Raw genomic sequence first — 15,559 nt, 5'->3', positions numbered from 1 at the left:
GGATTTCAGCTTTCCTTTTCAACTTTAAACTTTGAACTTTCAACTCATCTAGGCGTGGCGCGCAGCACGGCTTCGGTACGATTGGAGACACCCAGCTTGCTGTAGATGTTTTTCAGGTGCCATTTGGTGGTGGTGACAGAAACGCCAGTGCATTCACTGATCTGAGCATTGGTCATGCCGCTTTGCAGCAACTCGAAAATTTCGTTTTCCTTGGGGGTAAGGACGGAATCCGGATCCACTTCCAGGGGATCACTGGCCGGGGTGGCGTTGAATACCGCCGGAAACAGCCCGGTATAGAAATCCGGCAACAGCAACTGCCCTGCCGACCACAGCCGATTCATCAACCCCGCCAGGCCTGGCGCTTCATCAAACACGGAGCGATTGATGTTGAGCAGACCATAGCGGGTGATCAACGCATCCACCTTGCGGCTTTGTTCGGTGGCCGTGGCGGCTTTTGAGGTAAGCACCAGCAGGTTGGCCTCAATGATGGAAGCCCGGGTCTTGATGCCCGCCCCTTTCACCACCGCCAACAACCGGCGCAACAGTGTTTCTGCCTCCGCATTACGGCCATGAGCCATCAGCCAGTACACTGCGGCCAGCCCGCGCCGCTCCCAGCTCTGGCTATACATGGACGCCTCACCCTCGAGGTTTTCTTCCACCCAGGCCGCCAACTCAAAACGGTCCACTACCACATCCAGCCGCTGCCAGTTGCCGGTGAGTAACGCCTGGCGCGTCATCTCCAGCACTGCCATGCTGACAAAACGTTCGTAATTCCCCAGCTGCAAAATGCCCAACAGTTTCTCCAGCATCCGCTCGGCGCTTTTCTGCTTTCCCTGCAGATGCTGCAGCCGTGACAGGGTGAGATAAACCGTGGATATCACTTCTGTGGCGGAAGCAGACGAGACCATGGGCAGCAGGTCCTCACAGACCTGTTGCGCTTCTTCCAGACGATTCTGGTCGTATAACACCACCACCATTCCGGTGGCCCACAACGACCAGGTGGGGCAATCCCTGCGGGTGTTGTTAAAGTTCTCGACGATGAAGGCCACCGCTTCACCAATGTGGCCAAGCTGCTGGTTGGCCAACGCAGTGATCAACCCGGCATAACCCGCCGTAAAACGCTGCCCCAGCCGCAACAACACGTCCCGGGCCTGGGAGGAAAAGGCCAGCGCGGACTCCAGGCGACCATGCTGCAAGTGGTAATAAGCCACCATGGCCAGCGAGAAGGCACGGATATCCCGGTGGCCGCTGCTTTCCATAAGCAACGAAAGATTAGCCCCTTCCATGAAGTCGGTATCGTGCTGAAATAACTGCAAATGCAGCTCCAGAAAATCCACCGTCTGACTGTGATGGTATCGAGCCTCCTTGCCGGAAAAGTCCTGCTCCTTGAGAGCATCAAGATAATAGCGGGCGCGAAAGAATCGCCGTGACAGGGTCAGCGTGCTGATCAGGGGAGCCGCCAGCTCAAGGCGGCCCAGTATGGTTTCATCGTCCAGGGTTTCCGCCCATTCAAGAATGTGGCTGGAATACCCTTCCTGCAGCCAGAACTCGAAACTTTTTTCCAGGCAGTTACCGAACAGCGCAGCATCACCGGTGCGCCAGGCATGCCAGACAGCCTGTTCGAAATTGCCGGTCTTGATGAAGTAACGGGTCGCCCGCCGGTGAATCGGCACAATGCAGTCGGGCATCTCGATTTTCAGCCGTGCCTGCAGAAAATCCCGCAGCAAGGCGTGATAGCGATAGCTGGCCGGCTTGCCAGGCACCGGCACCAGAAAAAGCTCCCGGCTGGTGAGTTCATCAATCAACCGTGCGGACTGGCGGGTTTGCAGAATTTCATCGCCAAGCTCGGCGTTGACGGTGTCCAGCAGGGCACTTTGCATGAACAAGGTGCGCGCAGAATCCGGCAACCCCTTGAGCACCGCATGCCCGAAATAATCCATGATTTCCGGCTGGCTGGCGTTAAAGTCCTGCAGGGTTTGCATCCCCGATCGAATCCCCGCCAGCAGGGCAATTTTCACCCCGGCCACCCAGCCTTCGGTAATCGCCATCAGGTGATCCAGGGCCTGCTCTTCCAGGGCCTCGCCGCCCAGCCGTTGATTCAGTTCGCTCACCTCGCTGCGCCGCACTTTCAGGTCGACGGCGCTGATCTCCAGCACCTGGTCGTCCAACCGCAGCCGGCTGACGTCAAACAATGGCTGGGTGCGGCTGGCAATAATCAGGTGCACATTATCGGGCGGGTCTGCCAACAAGGTAGCGATCACACTGAGCGTTTCTTCGCTCTGGATATGCTGAAAGTCGTCGAACACGATAAACAGCGGCAATGCCACTTGCTGCAGGGCGTCATACAGTGAGTCGGCAATGGACGACGGCGGCAGCTCGGACACGTCGAACGGCATAAACCAGGAGGTATCAAACGCCGGCACCGCGGCCCGGGTCTTCTCGGCGAAACGGCGCAAGAACCGCACCGGGTCATCATCGGCGCGCTGTAATCCCATCTGCACCACATGGCGCTCGCCGGGCTGCGCCTGCCACTGGTTCAACAAGGTGGACTTGCCGGCGCCAGCCGGGGCCAGTAACAAGGTTAACGGCACCCGGTTCGACTGGTTCAGAAGGGTGACAAGGTCTGCACGATAAAACCGGCCACTCAGGGGCCGGGGCGTCTCCGAGCTGGGCATAGCAATCGCTTCCTGGCGTCTTTTTATTATTTTTCAGTGAGTTAGTGCATTCCCGCACGCACTCTGGGTGTTTCTTCAATAGGCAATTTAGCGGATAGCGGCACGGTATACACGTACCGGGTTCGCATTTCACTTGGACTGCCGTGCAATATTTTAGCCTCGTAGTGACGACAATAAGCAGCCTGACGCCCGGTGCCGGACAATTGAAACCGGGCTTCACCACGAAGCACTGGATCAGGGGCAGGCGCCCTTCGCGGTGGAACCATCACGCCCACAAAAAGCGGAGTGAGCCCCATCTACCAACAAACACAAAAAAGCCCTCTTCCCGACCAAGGGAAGAGGGCTTTGGTGTTATCACCCGCGATAACGGTAATCGTCACGGGAATACGTTCTTTTCCGTGCTGCGTGAAGCGTGTCGCGTGCAGCGTCTCCTAATCAAGGAATCGGCAGGTAACCACCATCCACTTCCTTGGTCACAATCGCCACCGCGTTGTGGGCGTGCAGGCTTTCCAGGTGGTTCACACGCAACCAAAAATCCTTGTAACAGGACTGCGGGTCCAGCGCGGTTTTCAGGCGGCGGGCCGCATCTTCGCAGAACATCAGGTTTTGCCCGTTCAACAGCGCAAATTCCTGTTCATCTACCCGTTTTACCGCGGTTTGTACCGGGGTTTTCAGGGCGCCTTCGATGGAATCGATCAGCGCCGTGATCGGGAAGGCGTCGCCTTCGGTGTGATCCAGCAGCACGCGCACCTGAGCGATGGAACGCTGGCTGTGCGGAGTGGCCAATACACCCTCTTCGGTGCCCAGCCATTCGAACACTGCGTCCGCATCCACTTTGCCTTCGGCGAAGTCCTTGCGGAACTGCTCCTGAATCAGCTGGCGGGACAACGCGGCCGAGCAGGGGCAGGTGGACGAGTACGGTACTTCCACCGACAGCTCAATACGCATGCCGTCTTCACACAGGGTGCCCTTGATGCTAACCGGGTAGCTCTTCCAGCCGGAATAGCTGCTCTTCAGTGCCGCACGGCGCATGGAATATTCAAAGTCGAGCTGCACGAAGCCACGGGTACTGAGGCCTTCATGGGTCTGCAGGAAGTTACGCAGCAGTTGCTCGATGGAGCCGGCACTGACCGAGTGATCACCAAAGGTTTCTTCCAGCATCAGGAACAGGCGCGACATGTGAATGCCCTTGGCATCCGCATTGGCCAGGTTCACATAGGCCTGGATAGAGGTGCTCACCGGGCGCTCGCCAGCCAGGGTATCGCTGACGCGGGCTGGCAAGTGGATCTCACTCATGCCCACCCAATCCAGGGTCGTGTGGATATGATCCACCATGGAGTTGGACGCCACATCCGGCATCTGTTTGGTGCTACCGGCACCGTTGTCACGAGTCATGGGATTCTCCATAGGGGCACTGAAAACAGCCAGGATAAGGCTGCCCAGGTGAACGAAACGGTAATCCGTTCGTCATCGCCCGCTCATACAAGGGGGGCAAGTCTAGCAGAAAGTTACCCGCAAATTGACCATTTACGGGCGCAGGTTTCGCTATAACCGCAACAGAAAGGGGCTATCAGGCAGAAAAGCCCGAATCTTCGTCGCTTCCGACCAATTCCAGGAAGCGGGGCAGCTCGCGCAGGGGCTCGAACATTTCTTCGCTACGGGCGTGGCGGCGCAGGGTTTCCGAGGTCTGGATGGCGGCGGCCAGGTCGGTCAGGGCGTTCTCGATTTCTCCCAGCCCGGACCAGGCGCAGGCACGCTGGTACAGGGCATGCGAGTTCTCCTCGTCCACTTCCAGCACCCGGTCGCACAGGCTCAGCGCCCAGCGCTGCTCGCCCAGCTCCAGAGCCGCATCGGCTTTCCAGGCCAGCGCTTCCGGATCATCCGGGCGCAATTCCAGAATCCGGTCATAGAGCTCGATCTTGGCCTGGGCGCTGGGCTCCTTGGTGGCCTTGAGCCACAGGCTGTGAATGTCGTTGGTTCGCTCGATTTCTTCCTGGTTCTCGGCGATGGACAGGGATTTGCGGCGCAGCTCGCGCTCCAGGTCTGCCAGGCGGGATTCGTACTCGCTGGTCAGACGCGCCATTTCCTTTTCCGCATACACCCGCACGTTGTCTTTCAGGTCACGAATGGTGGACCAGCCGACCAGGGCGAGAATCGAAGCGGCACCGGCAATCAGGTAGAAAAAGTAGGTCACCGTGTTGGTGGCATACCCCATGGCCTTGTCGGCCACTTCCAGCTCCCGGTCGGTGACCAGCAGGTTCATCTGGTTGCGGTATTCCATCATGTCCTGGCGCAGGGCACGCAGCTCACCGAGGATCCAGTTTTCCCGGAACTGGGAAATCACCGGCCCTTTTTCGATCTCGCTCTGGGCCTCCGCTCTCGGCGCTTGCTCAGGCGAAGCGGGCTCCTGTTCTGCCCAGAGACTGCCAGCCAGCGCCAACAACATGCCCAATAGACCGGTACGCAGAATGTGTCTGATCAATGCCTTGCCCTCTCAATACACCCAATCGCCTTTTGCCTGTGCCTTTCCCGCCAGGAAAACTCGCGCAGACGGGAACACACCGGGAAACATTGCCTATGGTCGCATCAAGCCTGCCGAGGTACCAGCGTTGCAGGCTGCTCCCTTGACAGCCTAGCCCCGATGCAATGTAGTGAATGCCACCCACAAGCAATATCAAGGTAAAGGCATGCGACTTAATCGATTTATTTGCGCCGCTACTTTTGGCTTTCTTGCCGCCACGACCACCACCGTCAACGCCGACACTTGGCGTTTTGGCCTGGAGGAAATTGAAGGCAGTGTTCAGCACAGTTACGCCGAACGTTTCAAAGCGCTGGTGGAAGAAAAAAGTGACGGGGAGATTGACGTTCAACTGCTCCCCTATGGCAAATGGGGCTCCAGCTACTCCGCGCTGTATGACGCGATCCAGGGCGGCGCCATTCAGCTTGGTTTTGGTTCCGGCGCCCTGGGCGGCACCGTACCGGAAAGCCAGCTGCTCAACCTGAACTACATCATGCCCAGCGATCAATGGGTAACCGCACAAGGCCTGAACAGCGACACCTTCCTGAAGAGCAAGGCGTGGCAGGAATCGTTCCGCAAGCGCAGCCTGGTGCCGCTGGCGGCATTGCCGGAAGGCTATCAGGTGTGGACCACCAACAAGGCCATCAACACCCCGGAGGACATCGAGAATCTGGGCATTCGCGTGATGGACAACAGCCTGCTGCGGGCCACCTACAAGGCCTATGGCGCCTCCCCCACCTCCATTGCCTACGGCGAACTGTACAGCGCGCTGCAGCAGGGCCAGGCGGAAGGCAACATCCAGCCGGTGTTTGCCCACGAGGAAATGGCGTTCTATGAAGTGCAGGACTACATGATCTTTGCGCAGCAATCCCAGTTCGTCGCCACCCTGATCGGTAACGCCGACTGGTACGACGGCCTGTCTGCGGACCAGCAGAAGATGATCGACGGCATCACCAAGACCCTGGTGCGCGAAGGCCATGATATCCAGACCCAGTACAACGAAGAGCGGCTGGAAACCATCAAGGAAAAGAGCGACATCAATATTGTTGAACTGACCGAGGCCCAGCGTGACGCCTTCCGCAAGAAAGCCAAGCCGGTACGTCAGATCTACATCGATGAAGTGGGCGCACGGGGTGAACAGTCACTCAATGCCCTGCTGTCCGCCTTCGACGAGGCCGCCAAAGGGCAGTAACCCCCCTGGTAGCCGAACATGAAAAAGCCCGGCCAACTGGCCGGGCTTTTTTGTGCCGCTCTGCGGCCACAGCACGGGGCTCGCAGCAGGTTAAGCGCTAATCAGCCACCCAACCCCGGCAACCACAATGACAACTGCGGGAACAAAATCAGAACGAAGGTCGCTATCAACAGCATGAAGATAAACGGCGGCGTGCCGCGTATCACCTCCAGATAGGGGCGACGAAATACCGCGATGGCGGTGAAGATATCGCACCCGAACGGCGGCGTGGCCGAGCCGATGGCCGCCTGCAAGGTGACAATAACGCCCACGTGGATCGGGTCCAGGTTGGCGGATTCAATCAATGGCTTGAAGATCGGCACCAGAATCAGGATCACCACGATAGGGTCCACGAACATGCAGCCAATAAAGAATGCCACAGCGATCAACGCCAGCGCCGCCACCTGATTCTGGCCAATGGATTCAATGGCCGGCCCCAGCAGCTTCTCGGGAATCCCGGCAGTACCCAGGGTGTGGGAAAACGCCGCACCAATGGCCACCAGGATAAAGACCACCGCGGTGATCATCCCGGAGGACAACGCCAGCCCGCCCAGGTCCTTCACGCTGACCTTGCGGAAAATCACCACTTCCAGCAGCAAGGCATACGCCACCGCGATGGCCGACGCCTCCACCGCACTGAACAGCCCGCCATAAATGCCGCCGACCACCAGAATCGGGAAGCCCAGTGGCAAGATCGCGCCGCGCATGGTCTTGAAGCGTACCCCCCAGCTGGCGCGCTCCTCTGGCTCAATCCCTTTGACCCGGGCGCCAATCCAGCAGTAGACGGAAAACATCAGCAACACCAGCAGGCCCGGGATAATACCGGCCAAAAACAGGTCGCCAATGGAGGTTTTCATCACCACGCCATAGACAATGAAACCAATGCTGGGCGGGATCAGCAGGGCGATATCACTGGCATTGATAATTAGCGCCAGCGCAAAGCTATCGGAATAACCCTTGGCCAGCAGACGTGGCCGCATGGGACCACCCATGGCCACCACCGTGGCCTGGGTGGAACCGGATACCGCGCCAAACACCGCGCAAGACATGGCCGTCGTAATGGGCAAACCGCCGCGCAGATGCCGGGTAAAGGCATCCACCACATCCAGCAACCGATTGGCGGTATGGCCCTTGGTGAGAATATCCGCGGCGAAGATAAACATGGGCACGGCCGCCAGCACCCAACTGCCAACCCCATTGACCATCCAGGTGATGGCCTGGTCCGGGCCGAAGAAAGTCAGCCCGGTGAACATCATGAACAATGTCCCCACCGCCAGCGGCACCATCATGGGATACCCCATCATCAGCAACACCAGCATGATCACAGCCAGAATGATTAACACAGCGACAACCCCCTCATTCAGCAGCACTCACAGCAAAAAACCGGCTACGCATCAGCGCTGGCCATCCTGATCATCCACCGCTGCCGCGCCCAGCGGCACCGCTTCATAGCTTTCTTCTTCGTTGAACGACCGCCAGACACCCGGCGATACCGCATTGCGGGTAAAGGTCAGCAGGTACTGGATGCCGGCCATGCTGAACCCCGCAGGCAGTGACAGGTAGACCAGCCACATGGGCACCTGCAGCGACGCACTCACCCGGCCACGCTCCTGAATATCAAAGACGTACTGACCGGATTTCCAGGCGAAATAAAACATCAGCGTCGCCGTCCCCAGGCAGATCAACATCTGCAGCCCCTTGCGGGCCTTGCCATTGAGCTGTTCATAGATGGCGGACATACGGATGTGGCGGGCGTGACGAGCCGCATAGCCCAGCCCTACGAAGGTCAGTATCACGATCAGCATTTTCACCACTTCATAGGTGCCGGGAATCCCTTCATCAAACAGGGTCTGCCCCACCACATGGCCACTCATCAGCAGGGCCATGGCCAGAATGCAGCCGCCGATAATGACGCGCTCAATCACCCCCAGGGTGCGATCCAGCCAGGAAAGTACGAGAAGAAAGGAATCAATCATCATGGCAACGCCTATAAACACGACGACGAAAAACAGCCCCCGGATTCGGGAACTTGAGAAGTCCTTTGTGACACAAAGCATGTGCGATTGTCGAAACTGCGAGCCTTTCCCCCTGGCAGGTCGTAAACCCCCGCAGAGCAAGGAATGCAGACGATATAGCCGGTCACAACACCGTCACTGCCCGGTATTTATTTTGACATCTAAATGTTTTATCTCTAAGATAGCCTACCACTTATCGCAAGGGATTACTCGCCATTGCCCTGTTTTGATGGAGATAGAATCTTTACATCTCAAAGGTGATTGCAGACAAACCATGTCTAATTTCGGTCACATTACTTTGTTATCAAGAGAATTTTCGGCAATGGCCAGACACGAAGACGTGCTAATCGCATTACGACAGATCATTCGCGCCACGGACCTCTACTCACGAAAGCTGAGCAAGGTATCCGGCCTGACATCGCCCCAGCTTCTCATCATGCAGGCGATTGCGGCGCACGGTGAGATGACCATGGGGGATCTGGCCAACGAGGTATCGCTGAGCCAGGCCACCGTCACCACCATTCTCGACCGTCTGGAAAAGCGGGAGCTACTGGGCCGCAAGCGTGGTGAGCAGGATAAACGCCGTGTTTATGCCCACCTGACCTCCGCCGGCCTGGATATCATCGAGAAGGCCCCCACCCCGCTCCAGGACGAATTCATCGAACGCTTTGACCGCCTTGAGGATTGGGAGCAATCTTTAATTCTTAGCTCCCTGCAGCGGGTTGCGGCAATGATGAATGCCGGCGATATCGACGCCTCGCCGGTGCTGGATCTGGGGGCCATTGATCGCGCGCAACCGGCGGTAGAAATGAACAGCCGCCGGGACGCAAACTCTTTCTCCAAAACGGACCATAAGTGAAACCATGTCAGCAGACGATGCGAAAAAAACGGATTCATCCACCGACAAATCGGATGACATCACCTTTCGTAAACCTGAAAGCCAGGACGGTAGCCGGGTTCACAAACTGATCAGCGAGTGCAAGCCGCTGGACGAGAACTCCGTCTACTGTAACTTGCTGCAGTGCACCCACTTTGCCGACACCTCCGTGGCGGCAGAGATGGACGGCGACCTGGTCGGCTTTATTTCCGGCTACATCCCGCCCAAGCAGCAAAATGTCCTGTTTGTCTGGCAGGTAGCGGTGCACGAAAAAGCCCGGGGCAAGGGCCTGGCCAAGCGCATGCTGGCCGAACTGATCGAGCGCGAAGAAAGCACCGATGTTCAGTTCATTGAGACCACCATCACCCCGGACAACGAAGCCTCCTGGGGCATGTTCCGCAGCTTCGCCTACCAGCGCAGCATGCCCACGGAAGAATTTATTCTGTTCGATTCGCGCATTCACTTTGCCGGCGAACATAACGACGAATACCTGCTGCGGATCGGCCCGTTTAATCGCGACGAAGCGTAAACGCAGCCCGCAACGCACCAGCAAACCCTAATTCAAGCGAGGACCAGGAATCATGAGTACAGAAACCATGGATACAGACATTTTTGAAAGCCACGAATCGGAAGTAATGAGCTATGCACGTAGCTTTCCGGTGGTATTCGATCAGGCCAAAGGCAGCTATCTGTACGACGAAAATGGCAAGGAATACATCGACTTCCTGGCCGGCGCAGGCACCTTGAACTACGGCCACAACAACCCTGTCCTGAAAGAAAAGCTGCTGGAATATATCCAGCGCGACGGCATCGTTCACGGCCTGGACATGCATACCGCTGCCAAACGTGAGTTCATGGATGCCTTCTATGAAACCATCCTGAAACCTCGCGACATGGACCACGTGATGCAGTTCACCGGCCCCACCGGCACCAACGCGGTGGAAGCGGCACTGAAAATTGCCCGTAACATCAAAGGCCGCGAGAACATCATCAGCTTCACCAACGGCTTCCACGGTGTAAGCCTGGGCGCGTTGGCCGCTACCGGTAACAGCCACCACCGTGGCGTCGCTGGCGTTACCATGGGCGGTGTCACCCCCATGCCGTACGACGGCTACCTGGGCGATGCCTTCGACACCACCGAATACCTGGACAAGGTACTGGGCGATTCCTCCAGCGGCGTTGACCATCCTGCCGCCGTCATCGTGGAAACCGTACAGGGCGAAGGCGGCATCAACGCGGCCAGCTTCGACTGGTTGCGTAACCTGGAAAAAGTCTGCCGCAAGCACGACATGCTGCTGATTCTGGATGACATCCAGGCTGGCTGTGGTCGTACCGGTTCTTTCTTCAGCTTTGATGACATCGGCATCAGCCCGGACATCATCACCCTGTCCAAGTCCCTGAGCGGCTATGGCCTGCCCTTCGCCATGGTACTCATGAAGCCGGAACTGGATCTGTGGAAGCCGGGCGAGCATAACGGCACCTTCCGTGGCCACAACCTGGCTTTCGTGACTGCCGCTGCAGCGTTGAACCACTACTGGCGCGATGACAAGTTCGCCAAGGAAGTGCAGAAGAAAGCGGACATCATTACCGACCACTTCCGCGCTATCGCCGCCAGCTACGATGATCACTGGTTCTACCTGAACGGCCGCGGCATGATGCAGGGCCTGGTCGCCCGCGATGGCGAAGTCGCTGGCGAAATCACCAAAGCCTGCTTCAAGCGTCAGCTGGTGATTGAAACCTCCGGCGCCGATGATCAGGTGATCAAGACACTGTGCCCGTTGACCATCAGCGAAGAAGATCTGGTTCGCGCCCTTGAGATCGTCAAGGAAAGCGTGGACGAAGTGATGACCGACCGCATCAAGCGCGGCGAAGCTCACTCCGTGGCCAGCATCACTGCCTAACACGGCGGTTCACGCTCCCCCACCTCCTTTCTCGGGAGAATGGGGGAGCGTTATTTCTCCCTCCCCCCGATTTTTTAGCTCAGGAGTTATCCATGATCGTTCGCACTCTGGCTGAAGCCGAGAAGTCTGACCGCTGTGTTAAAGCCGAAAACGGTAACTGGCAGTCTGTCCGCCTGTCTCTGAAAGAAGACAAGATGGGGCACTCGTTCAACATCACCACCATCTTCAAAGGCACCAAGACCCACATCAAATACGCCAACCACTGGGAATCCGTCTACGTGATTTCCGGTAGTGGCAAGATCGAAACCCTGGATGACGGCAAGGTCTATGACCTGACCCCGGGCACCATCTATCTGCTCGACGAGCACGATGAGCATTACCTCTACGGTGGCGAAAACGAAGACATGGTCGTCGCCTGTGCCTTTACCCCGCCCCTGAGCGGCAAGGAAGTGCACGACGAGAACGGCGTGTACCCGGCAGATGTGGATTAAGAGACGCATCATGCTGCATGCAACAGGCTTGCACGCAAAAAAGGGACGCTTCGGCGTCCTTTTTTATGTCTCTTCGCGGCCGCAACATCCACCATGCTTCACGCAACACGCCAAACCCGCAATTAAAAGGAGCGCCGAAGCGCCCCTTTCTTTTGCGTGTGACGTGCTGCATGTTGCGTGCAGCGCCTCTTATTCAGAACGCATACTTGGCAGTGAACTGCACGCGCTTGAGATTGCCGTCGTCCCCATTCTCGATTTCCCGATCACCATAGATCAGCTCGCCACCAAGAGAGAGCGGTTTCGCGACCTGCCAGATCAGGTTGGCGTGGGCGCTTTGCACCCGCTTGCTGGTGGTCACCGCCACGGTATCGGGGTTATCCGCTTCACTTACTGAAACCGCAAAGTTGGAACGCCAGCGATCACTCCAGTGATGACGCAACGCCAGCACACCGCTCCATTGATCAATCAGCTCGATACTGCCATCCGCCTCGATCTGTCCTGAGCGGAACGCGTTGAGCGTGGTGTAACGGCCCAGCGCATTACCATAGTTCGCCTGGAAACGAATATCGTCCATGGCCCCCAGCATCATGCGGCCCGCCAGCGACAGGCCGTAGCCGTACTCGCTTTCATCCTGATCCACACCACCAATCGTATCCTGATAAGCCAGTTCACGCCCCATGGCAGAGACACTGACATTGCCCCAGTCACCAGCAATGTTATAGCGCGCCACCAGGTCCGGCATGGCATTGTCGTCATAGGGGTTCTGCGCACCGCCGTAGAGCGTCGTGGACGGGTTCTCAACCGCGAGCATCAGACCACCGCTGGTATAACGAATCTGGGGCTGACGCTCAAACACCGTCCCCGCTGCACCAACAAAATCCAGCGTTTCCGGTAGCGCGCTCACATTAAAGAAGGTGGACCAGGTCTGCCCGAACAACCACTTGTCCCATGTGAGATAGGCATGGCGAATACGCGGTGCATAGCTGTTACTGATGCGCTCGTCACCGATATCGTTGGTCTGGAAATCAATTTCGATATGCCCCCGCACCATGCCGGCAGAGGTCATGGTTTCACTTTTCAGCCAGAAGCGGCTTTGCTTGGCAATAAAGTCCAACTCTTCCGAGCTGGCCTCTCCCCCAACAGGGATCGTGGACGGCACCATGAAATCGCGCCCGACCGAGCCGCCAGCCAGGTCGCCATCGCTGTATTTACTCAACATGGTATCGGCTTTGATAAAGCCGCCGAAATCGATTTGGGTATTACCGCTCTTTACACCATCCATCCGCTCTTCAAGCACGATGATACGTTCCTCCAGCGTGGTATCGGCGCTGGCAATGCCTGCCTGCGCCAGCACCAGAGCGCCGCACAGGTACGTGGCTTTTTTTACTGTCATGGCCCTGTCCTCTTATTGTCATCAACACGAAAGTGACTCCGATTGACAGCTTGCTGAGCGTTGTACCAACACTCTATTAGCCATAGGTCGAAGGTGATTAAACACCAGAGGCCCGACGCGAAATGCCTGACCAGGGAAACGTGAGTGATGACAAGGTTTCTGCCTACTGAATAACCGCACGATGCCAGCATCGCCTCCCACAAACAGAGAGATAAACCCGGAGCAGTGCCTTGACGGCTTTTCCTTGTTGCGTGAAGCGTGTCGCCTGTGGCGTCATTAAGACCAAGGTCTAATTCAGCCCGGCCTCCTGTTTTTGCACACTCTTGGCATTCATTTCTGCTCCACTTTTCTGGTGAGCACTTTTTCGAGTGAGGGAAGTCCCATGGAAACGGGCCTGCGTATGCCGGTTAAAGAGGCATTGAAAGATCGCTGCTGGATTGACGGCAATGATTACCATGCGTTGTACCAACACAGTCTGGATGACAGTGTTGGCTTCTGGCGCCGACAGGCACAGCGGATCGACTGGCAGCACTTCCCCCAACAGATTCGCGACACCCATTTCAGCCCCGATGATCTGCACATTCGCTGGTTTCATGATGGTGAGCTGAATGCCGCAGAAAACTGTATTGACCGCCACCTGGCCACCAACAGAGACGGCATAGCACTACTGTGGGAACCGGACTCTCCGGACCAGGATCGCCGGCAGATCACCTATCAGCAGTTACACCAACACGTCTGCAAGCTGGCCAACACCCTCAAACAGCAGGGCATTGGCAAAGGTGACCGGGTGATGATTTACATGCCCATGATTCCCGAAGCGGTATTCGCCATGCTCGCCTGCGCCCGCATCGGCGCCATTCATTCAGTGGTGTTCGCCGGCTTTTCTCCGGACGCCCTGGCGGGCCGCATCGCCGATTGCGGTGCCAAAATGGTAATCACCGCAGACGGCGGGCGTCGCGGCGGCAAGATCGTACCGCTAAAAGACAACGTGGATGCCGCACTGGAACAGGCCGGCACCGATAGCGTCGACAAGGTATTAGTGGTGAACCATGTGGGCTGTGACAGTCGCTGGTTTGCGCAACGCGATCTGGATTTTCATGAGCAGCTGGCACTCAGTGACGGCGACTGCCCAGCGGAGCCCATGAATGCGGAAGACCCGCTATTCATCCTCTATACCTCCGGCTCCACCGGGCAGCCAAAGGGTGTGCTGCATACCACCGGCGGCTACATGGTCTATGCCTCGCTGACCCACCAGCTGGCCTTCGATTACCACCCGGGGCAAGTGTACTGGTGCACCGCCGATGTGGGCTGGATTACCGGGCATACTTATCTGGTCTACGGTCCGTTGGCCAACGGCGCCACCTGCGTGATGTTCGAAGGGGTGCCCAACTACCCGGACGATCAACGGGTCGGCGATATTATTGACCGCTACAATATCGACATTCTTTATACCGCTCCCACCGCCATCCGCGCGCTGATGGCCGGCGGCGATCATTGCTGTGCCAACAGTCGACGCGACAGCCTGCGCATCCTGGCCACGGCCGGGGAGCCCATCAACCCGGCCGCCTGGCAATGGTTCCATGACCAGCTGGGTAACAGCCAGGCCGCTGTGGTCGACACCTGGTGGCAGACAGAAACCGGCGGCATCATGATCTGCCCTCTGCCCGGTGCCATTGAAGCCAAACCCGGCGCTGCCACGTTGCCCTTTTTCGGTGTCCAGCCGGCGCTGGTGGATAACGACGGCAAGCTGCTGCACGGCGTTGCAGAAGGCAATCTGGTCATCGCCGATAGCTGGCCCGGCCAGGCCCGCACCCTGTGGGGCGATCACCAGCGGTTTGTGCAAACTTACTTCACCAGCTTCCCCGGTTATTACTGCACCGGTGACGGAGCACGCCGTGACGAAGACGGCTACTACTGGATTACCGGGCGCGTGGACGATGTCATCAATGTGTCCGGTCATCGCATGGGCACCGCGGAAGTGGAAAGCGCCCTGGTCTCACACCCCAAGGTGTGCGAAGCCGCCGTCGTCGGTTATCCCCATACCATCAAGGGCCAGGGCATTTATGTCTATGTGACCCTGAATGATGGCGAGCACACCAGCGATGCGCTGCATGACGAATTACGCCAGTGGGTGCGCCGGGAAATCGGCCCCATTGCCACCCCTGACCTGATCCATTTTACCCATGGGCTGCCGAAAACCCGCTCCGGCAAAATCATGCGCCGCATCCTGCGCAAGGTGGCGGCCAACGAACACGACAGCCTGGGCGACATCTCCACCCTGGCCGACCCGGCGGTGGTCGCCAACCTGGTTGAAACCCGGCTGAACCGTTGATACAGACGCCACTTGAAACCGCATACGCTGATGAAACATGGATGTTTTCTGTGTTTCCTTTCCCCATGCTGCCCTCCCCGGGCAGCATCTTTTTTTCATTCCCATCTTTTTTTGGGCTCTTCGCAC

The 15,559-nt window shown here is 57.7% G+C and carries 12 protein-coding genes; 6 read left to right on the top strand and 6 right to left on the bottom strand.

Translation table 11 applies throughout. The annotated features are described in order from the left end of the window. Window positions 1-44: 44 nt before the first annotated feature. The 3 genes from F1529_RS04180 to F1529_RS04170 form a co-directional block, all read right to left on the bottom strand. Window positions 45-2,675 carry a LuxR C-terminal-related transcriptional regulator gene (locus F1529_RS04180; protein WP_196220365.1) on the bottom strand — a complete coding sequence of 877 codons (2,631 nt, stop codon included), beginning with the start codon at window positions 2,673-2,675 and terminating at the stop codon, window positions 45-47. A gap of 435 nt (window positions 2,676-3,110) precedes the next feature. Further along, entirely contained in the window at window positions 3,111-4,070 is a 960-nt protein-coding gene (gene folE2 / locus F1529_RS04175) for a GTP cyclohydrolase FolE2 (RefSeq protein ID WP_230457703.1), read from the bottom strand. A 175-nt stretch (window positions 4,071-4,245) separates the two neighbouring features. Beyond that, window positions 4,246-5,157 carry a tetratricopeptide repeat protein gene (locus tag F1529_RS04170; protein ID WP_039926383.1) on the bottom strand — a complete coding sequence of 304 codons (912 nt, stop codon included), beginning with the start codon at window positions 5,155-5,157 and terminating at the stop codon, window positions 4,246-4,248. A 205-nt stretch (window positions 5,158-5,362) separates the two neighbouring features. Here F1529_RS04170 and dctP point away from each other — a divergent pair, with 205 nt between their 5' ends. After that, window positions 5,363-6,385 carry a TRAP transporter substrate-binding protein DctP gene (gene dctP, locus F1529_RS04165; protein ID WP_039926384.1) on the top strand — a complete coding sequence of 341 codons (1,023 nt, stop codon included), beginning with the start codon at window positions 5,363-5,365 and terminating at the stop codon, window positions 6,383-6,385. A gap of 101 nt (window positions 6,386-6,486) precedes the next feature. Here dctP and F1529_RS04160 read toward each other — a convergent pair whose 3' ends face one another. Together F1529_RS04160 and F1529_RS04155 are read right to left on the bottom strand one after the other, a co-directional pair. After that, window positions 6,487-7,767, bottom strand: a complete 1,281-nt coding sequence (locus tag F1529_RS04160; protein ID WP_370456950.1) for a TRAP transporter large permease — start codon at window positions 7,765-7,767, stop codon at window positions 6,487-6,489. Window positions 7,768-7,818: 51 nt separating this feature from the next. Continuing rightward, entirely contained in the window at window positions 7,819-8,403 is a 585-nt protein-coding gene (locus F1529_RS04155; protein WP_155132333.1) for a TRAP transporter small permease, read from the bottom strand. 358 nt (window positions 8,404-8,761) lie between these two features. On the opposite strand from F1529_RS04155, the gene F1529_RS04150 reads away from it, so the two are divergent. From F1529_RS04150 to F1529_RS04135, 4 genes are all read left to right on the top strand, one after another. After that, on the top strand, window positions 8,762-9,298 hold the full coding sequence (locus tag F1529_RS04150; protein WP_063519882.1) for a MarR family winged helix-turn-helix transcriptional regulator: 537 nt from the start codon (window positions 8,762-8,764) through the stop codon (window positions 9,296-9,298). Between the two features lie 4 nt (window positions 9,299-9,302). Further along, window positions 9,303-9,845, top strand: a complete 543-nt coding sequence (gene ectA, locus F1529_RS04145; RefSeq protein WP_007150912.1) for a diaminobutyrate acetyltransferase — start codon at window positions 9,303-9,305, stop codon at window positions 9,843-9,845. Between the two features lie 67 nt (window positions 9,846-9,912). Continuing rightward, window positions 9,913-11,217 (top strand): diaminobutyrate--2-oxoglutarate transaminase, encoded by a 1,305-nt coding sequence (gene ectB / locus F1529_RS04140; RefSeq protein WP_155136971.1) that lies wholly within the window; start codon window positions 9,913-9,915, stop codon window positions 11,215-11,217. A 92-nt stretch (window positions 11,218-11,309) separates the two neighbouring features. Then, window positions 11,310-11,708 (top strand): ectoine synthase, encoded by a 399-nt coding sequence (locus F1529_RS04135; RefSeq protein WP_007149683.1) that lies wholly within the window; start codon window positions 11,310-11,312, stop codon window positions 11,706-11,708. Window positions 11,709-11,901: 193 nt separating this feature from the next. Here F1529_RS04135 and F1529_RS04130 read toward each other — a convergent pair whose 3' ends face one another. Further along, a complete protein-coding gene (locus F1529_RS04130; protein ID WP_007149794.1) occupies window positions 11,902-13,101 on the bottom strand; it encodes a DcaP family trimeric outer membrane transporter in 1,200 nt (399 codons plus the stop codon). 382 nt (window positions 13,102-13,483) lie between these two features. Between F1529_RS04130 and acs the strand changes: the two genes are divergently transcribed. Continuing rightward, window positions 13,484-15,433: an acetate--CoA ligase gene (gene acs / locus F1529_RS04125; protein ID WP_155132331.1), complete on the top strand. Its 1,950-nt coding sequence runs from the start codon at window positions 13,484-13,486 to the stop codon at window positions 15,431-15,433. Window positions 15,434-15,559: the final 126 nt, after the last annotated feature.

The organism is Alcanivorax sp. VBW004 (genome assembly GCF_009718865.1).
GTDB lineage: Bacteria > Pseudomonadota > Gammaproteobacteria > Pseudomonadales > Alcanivoracaceae > Alcanivorax.
This window is presented reverse-complemented; position numbering and strand designations above follow the sequence as displayed.

What these genes read in the sequence shown, in the direction of transcription:
- F1529_RS04180 (WP_196220365.1), bottom strand. Translation starts at nt 2,675, where the DNA reads ATGCCCAGCTCGGAGACGCCCCGGCCCCTGAGTGGCCGGTTTTATCGT.
- folE2 (WP_230457703.1), bottom strand. Translation starts at nt 4,070, where the DNA reads ATGACTCGTGACAACGGTGCCGGTAGCACCAAACAGATGCCGGATGTG.
- dctP (WP_039926384.1), top strand. Translation starts at nt 5,363, where the DNA reads ATGCGACTTAATCGATTTATTTGCGCCGCTACTTTTGGCTTTCTTGCC.
- F1529_RS04155 (WP_155132333.1), bottom strand. Translation starts at nt 8,403, where the DNA reads ATGATGATTGATTCCTTTCTTCTCGTACTTTCCTGGCTGGATCGCACC.
- F1529_RS04150 (WP_063519882.1), top strand. Translation starts at nt 8,762, where the DNA reads ATGGCCAGACACGAAGACGTGCTAATCGCATTACGACAGATCATTCGC.
- ectA (WP_007150912.1), top strand. Translation starts at nt 9,303, where the DNA reads ATGTCAGCAGACGATGCGAAAAAAACGGATTCATCCACCGACAAATCG.
- ectB (WP_155136971.1), top strand. Translation starts at nt 9,913, where the DNA reads ATGGATACAGACATTTTTGAAAGCCACGAATCGGAAGTAATGAGCTAT.
- F1529_RS04135 (WP_007149683.1), top strand. Translation starts at nt 11,310, where the DNA reads ATGATCGTTCGCACTCTGGCTGAAGCCGAGAAGTCTGACCGCTGTGTT.
- F1529_RS04130 (WP_007149794.1), bottom strand. Translation starts at nt 13,101, where the DNA reads ATGACAGTAAAAAAAGCCACGTACCTGTGCGGCGCTCTGGTGCTGGCG.
- acs (WP_155132331.1), top strand. Translation starts at nt 13,484, where the DNA reads ATGGAAACGGGCCTGCGTATGCCGGTTAAAGAGGCATTGAAAGATCGC.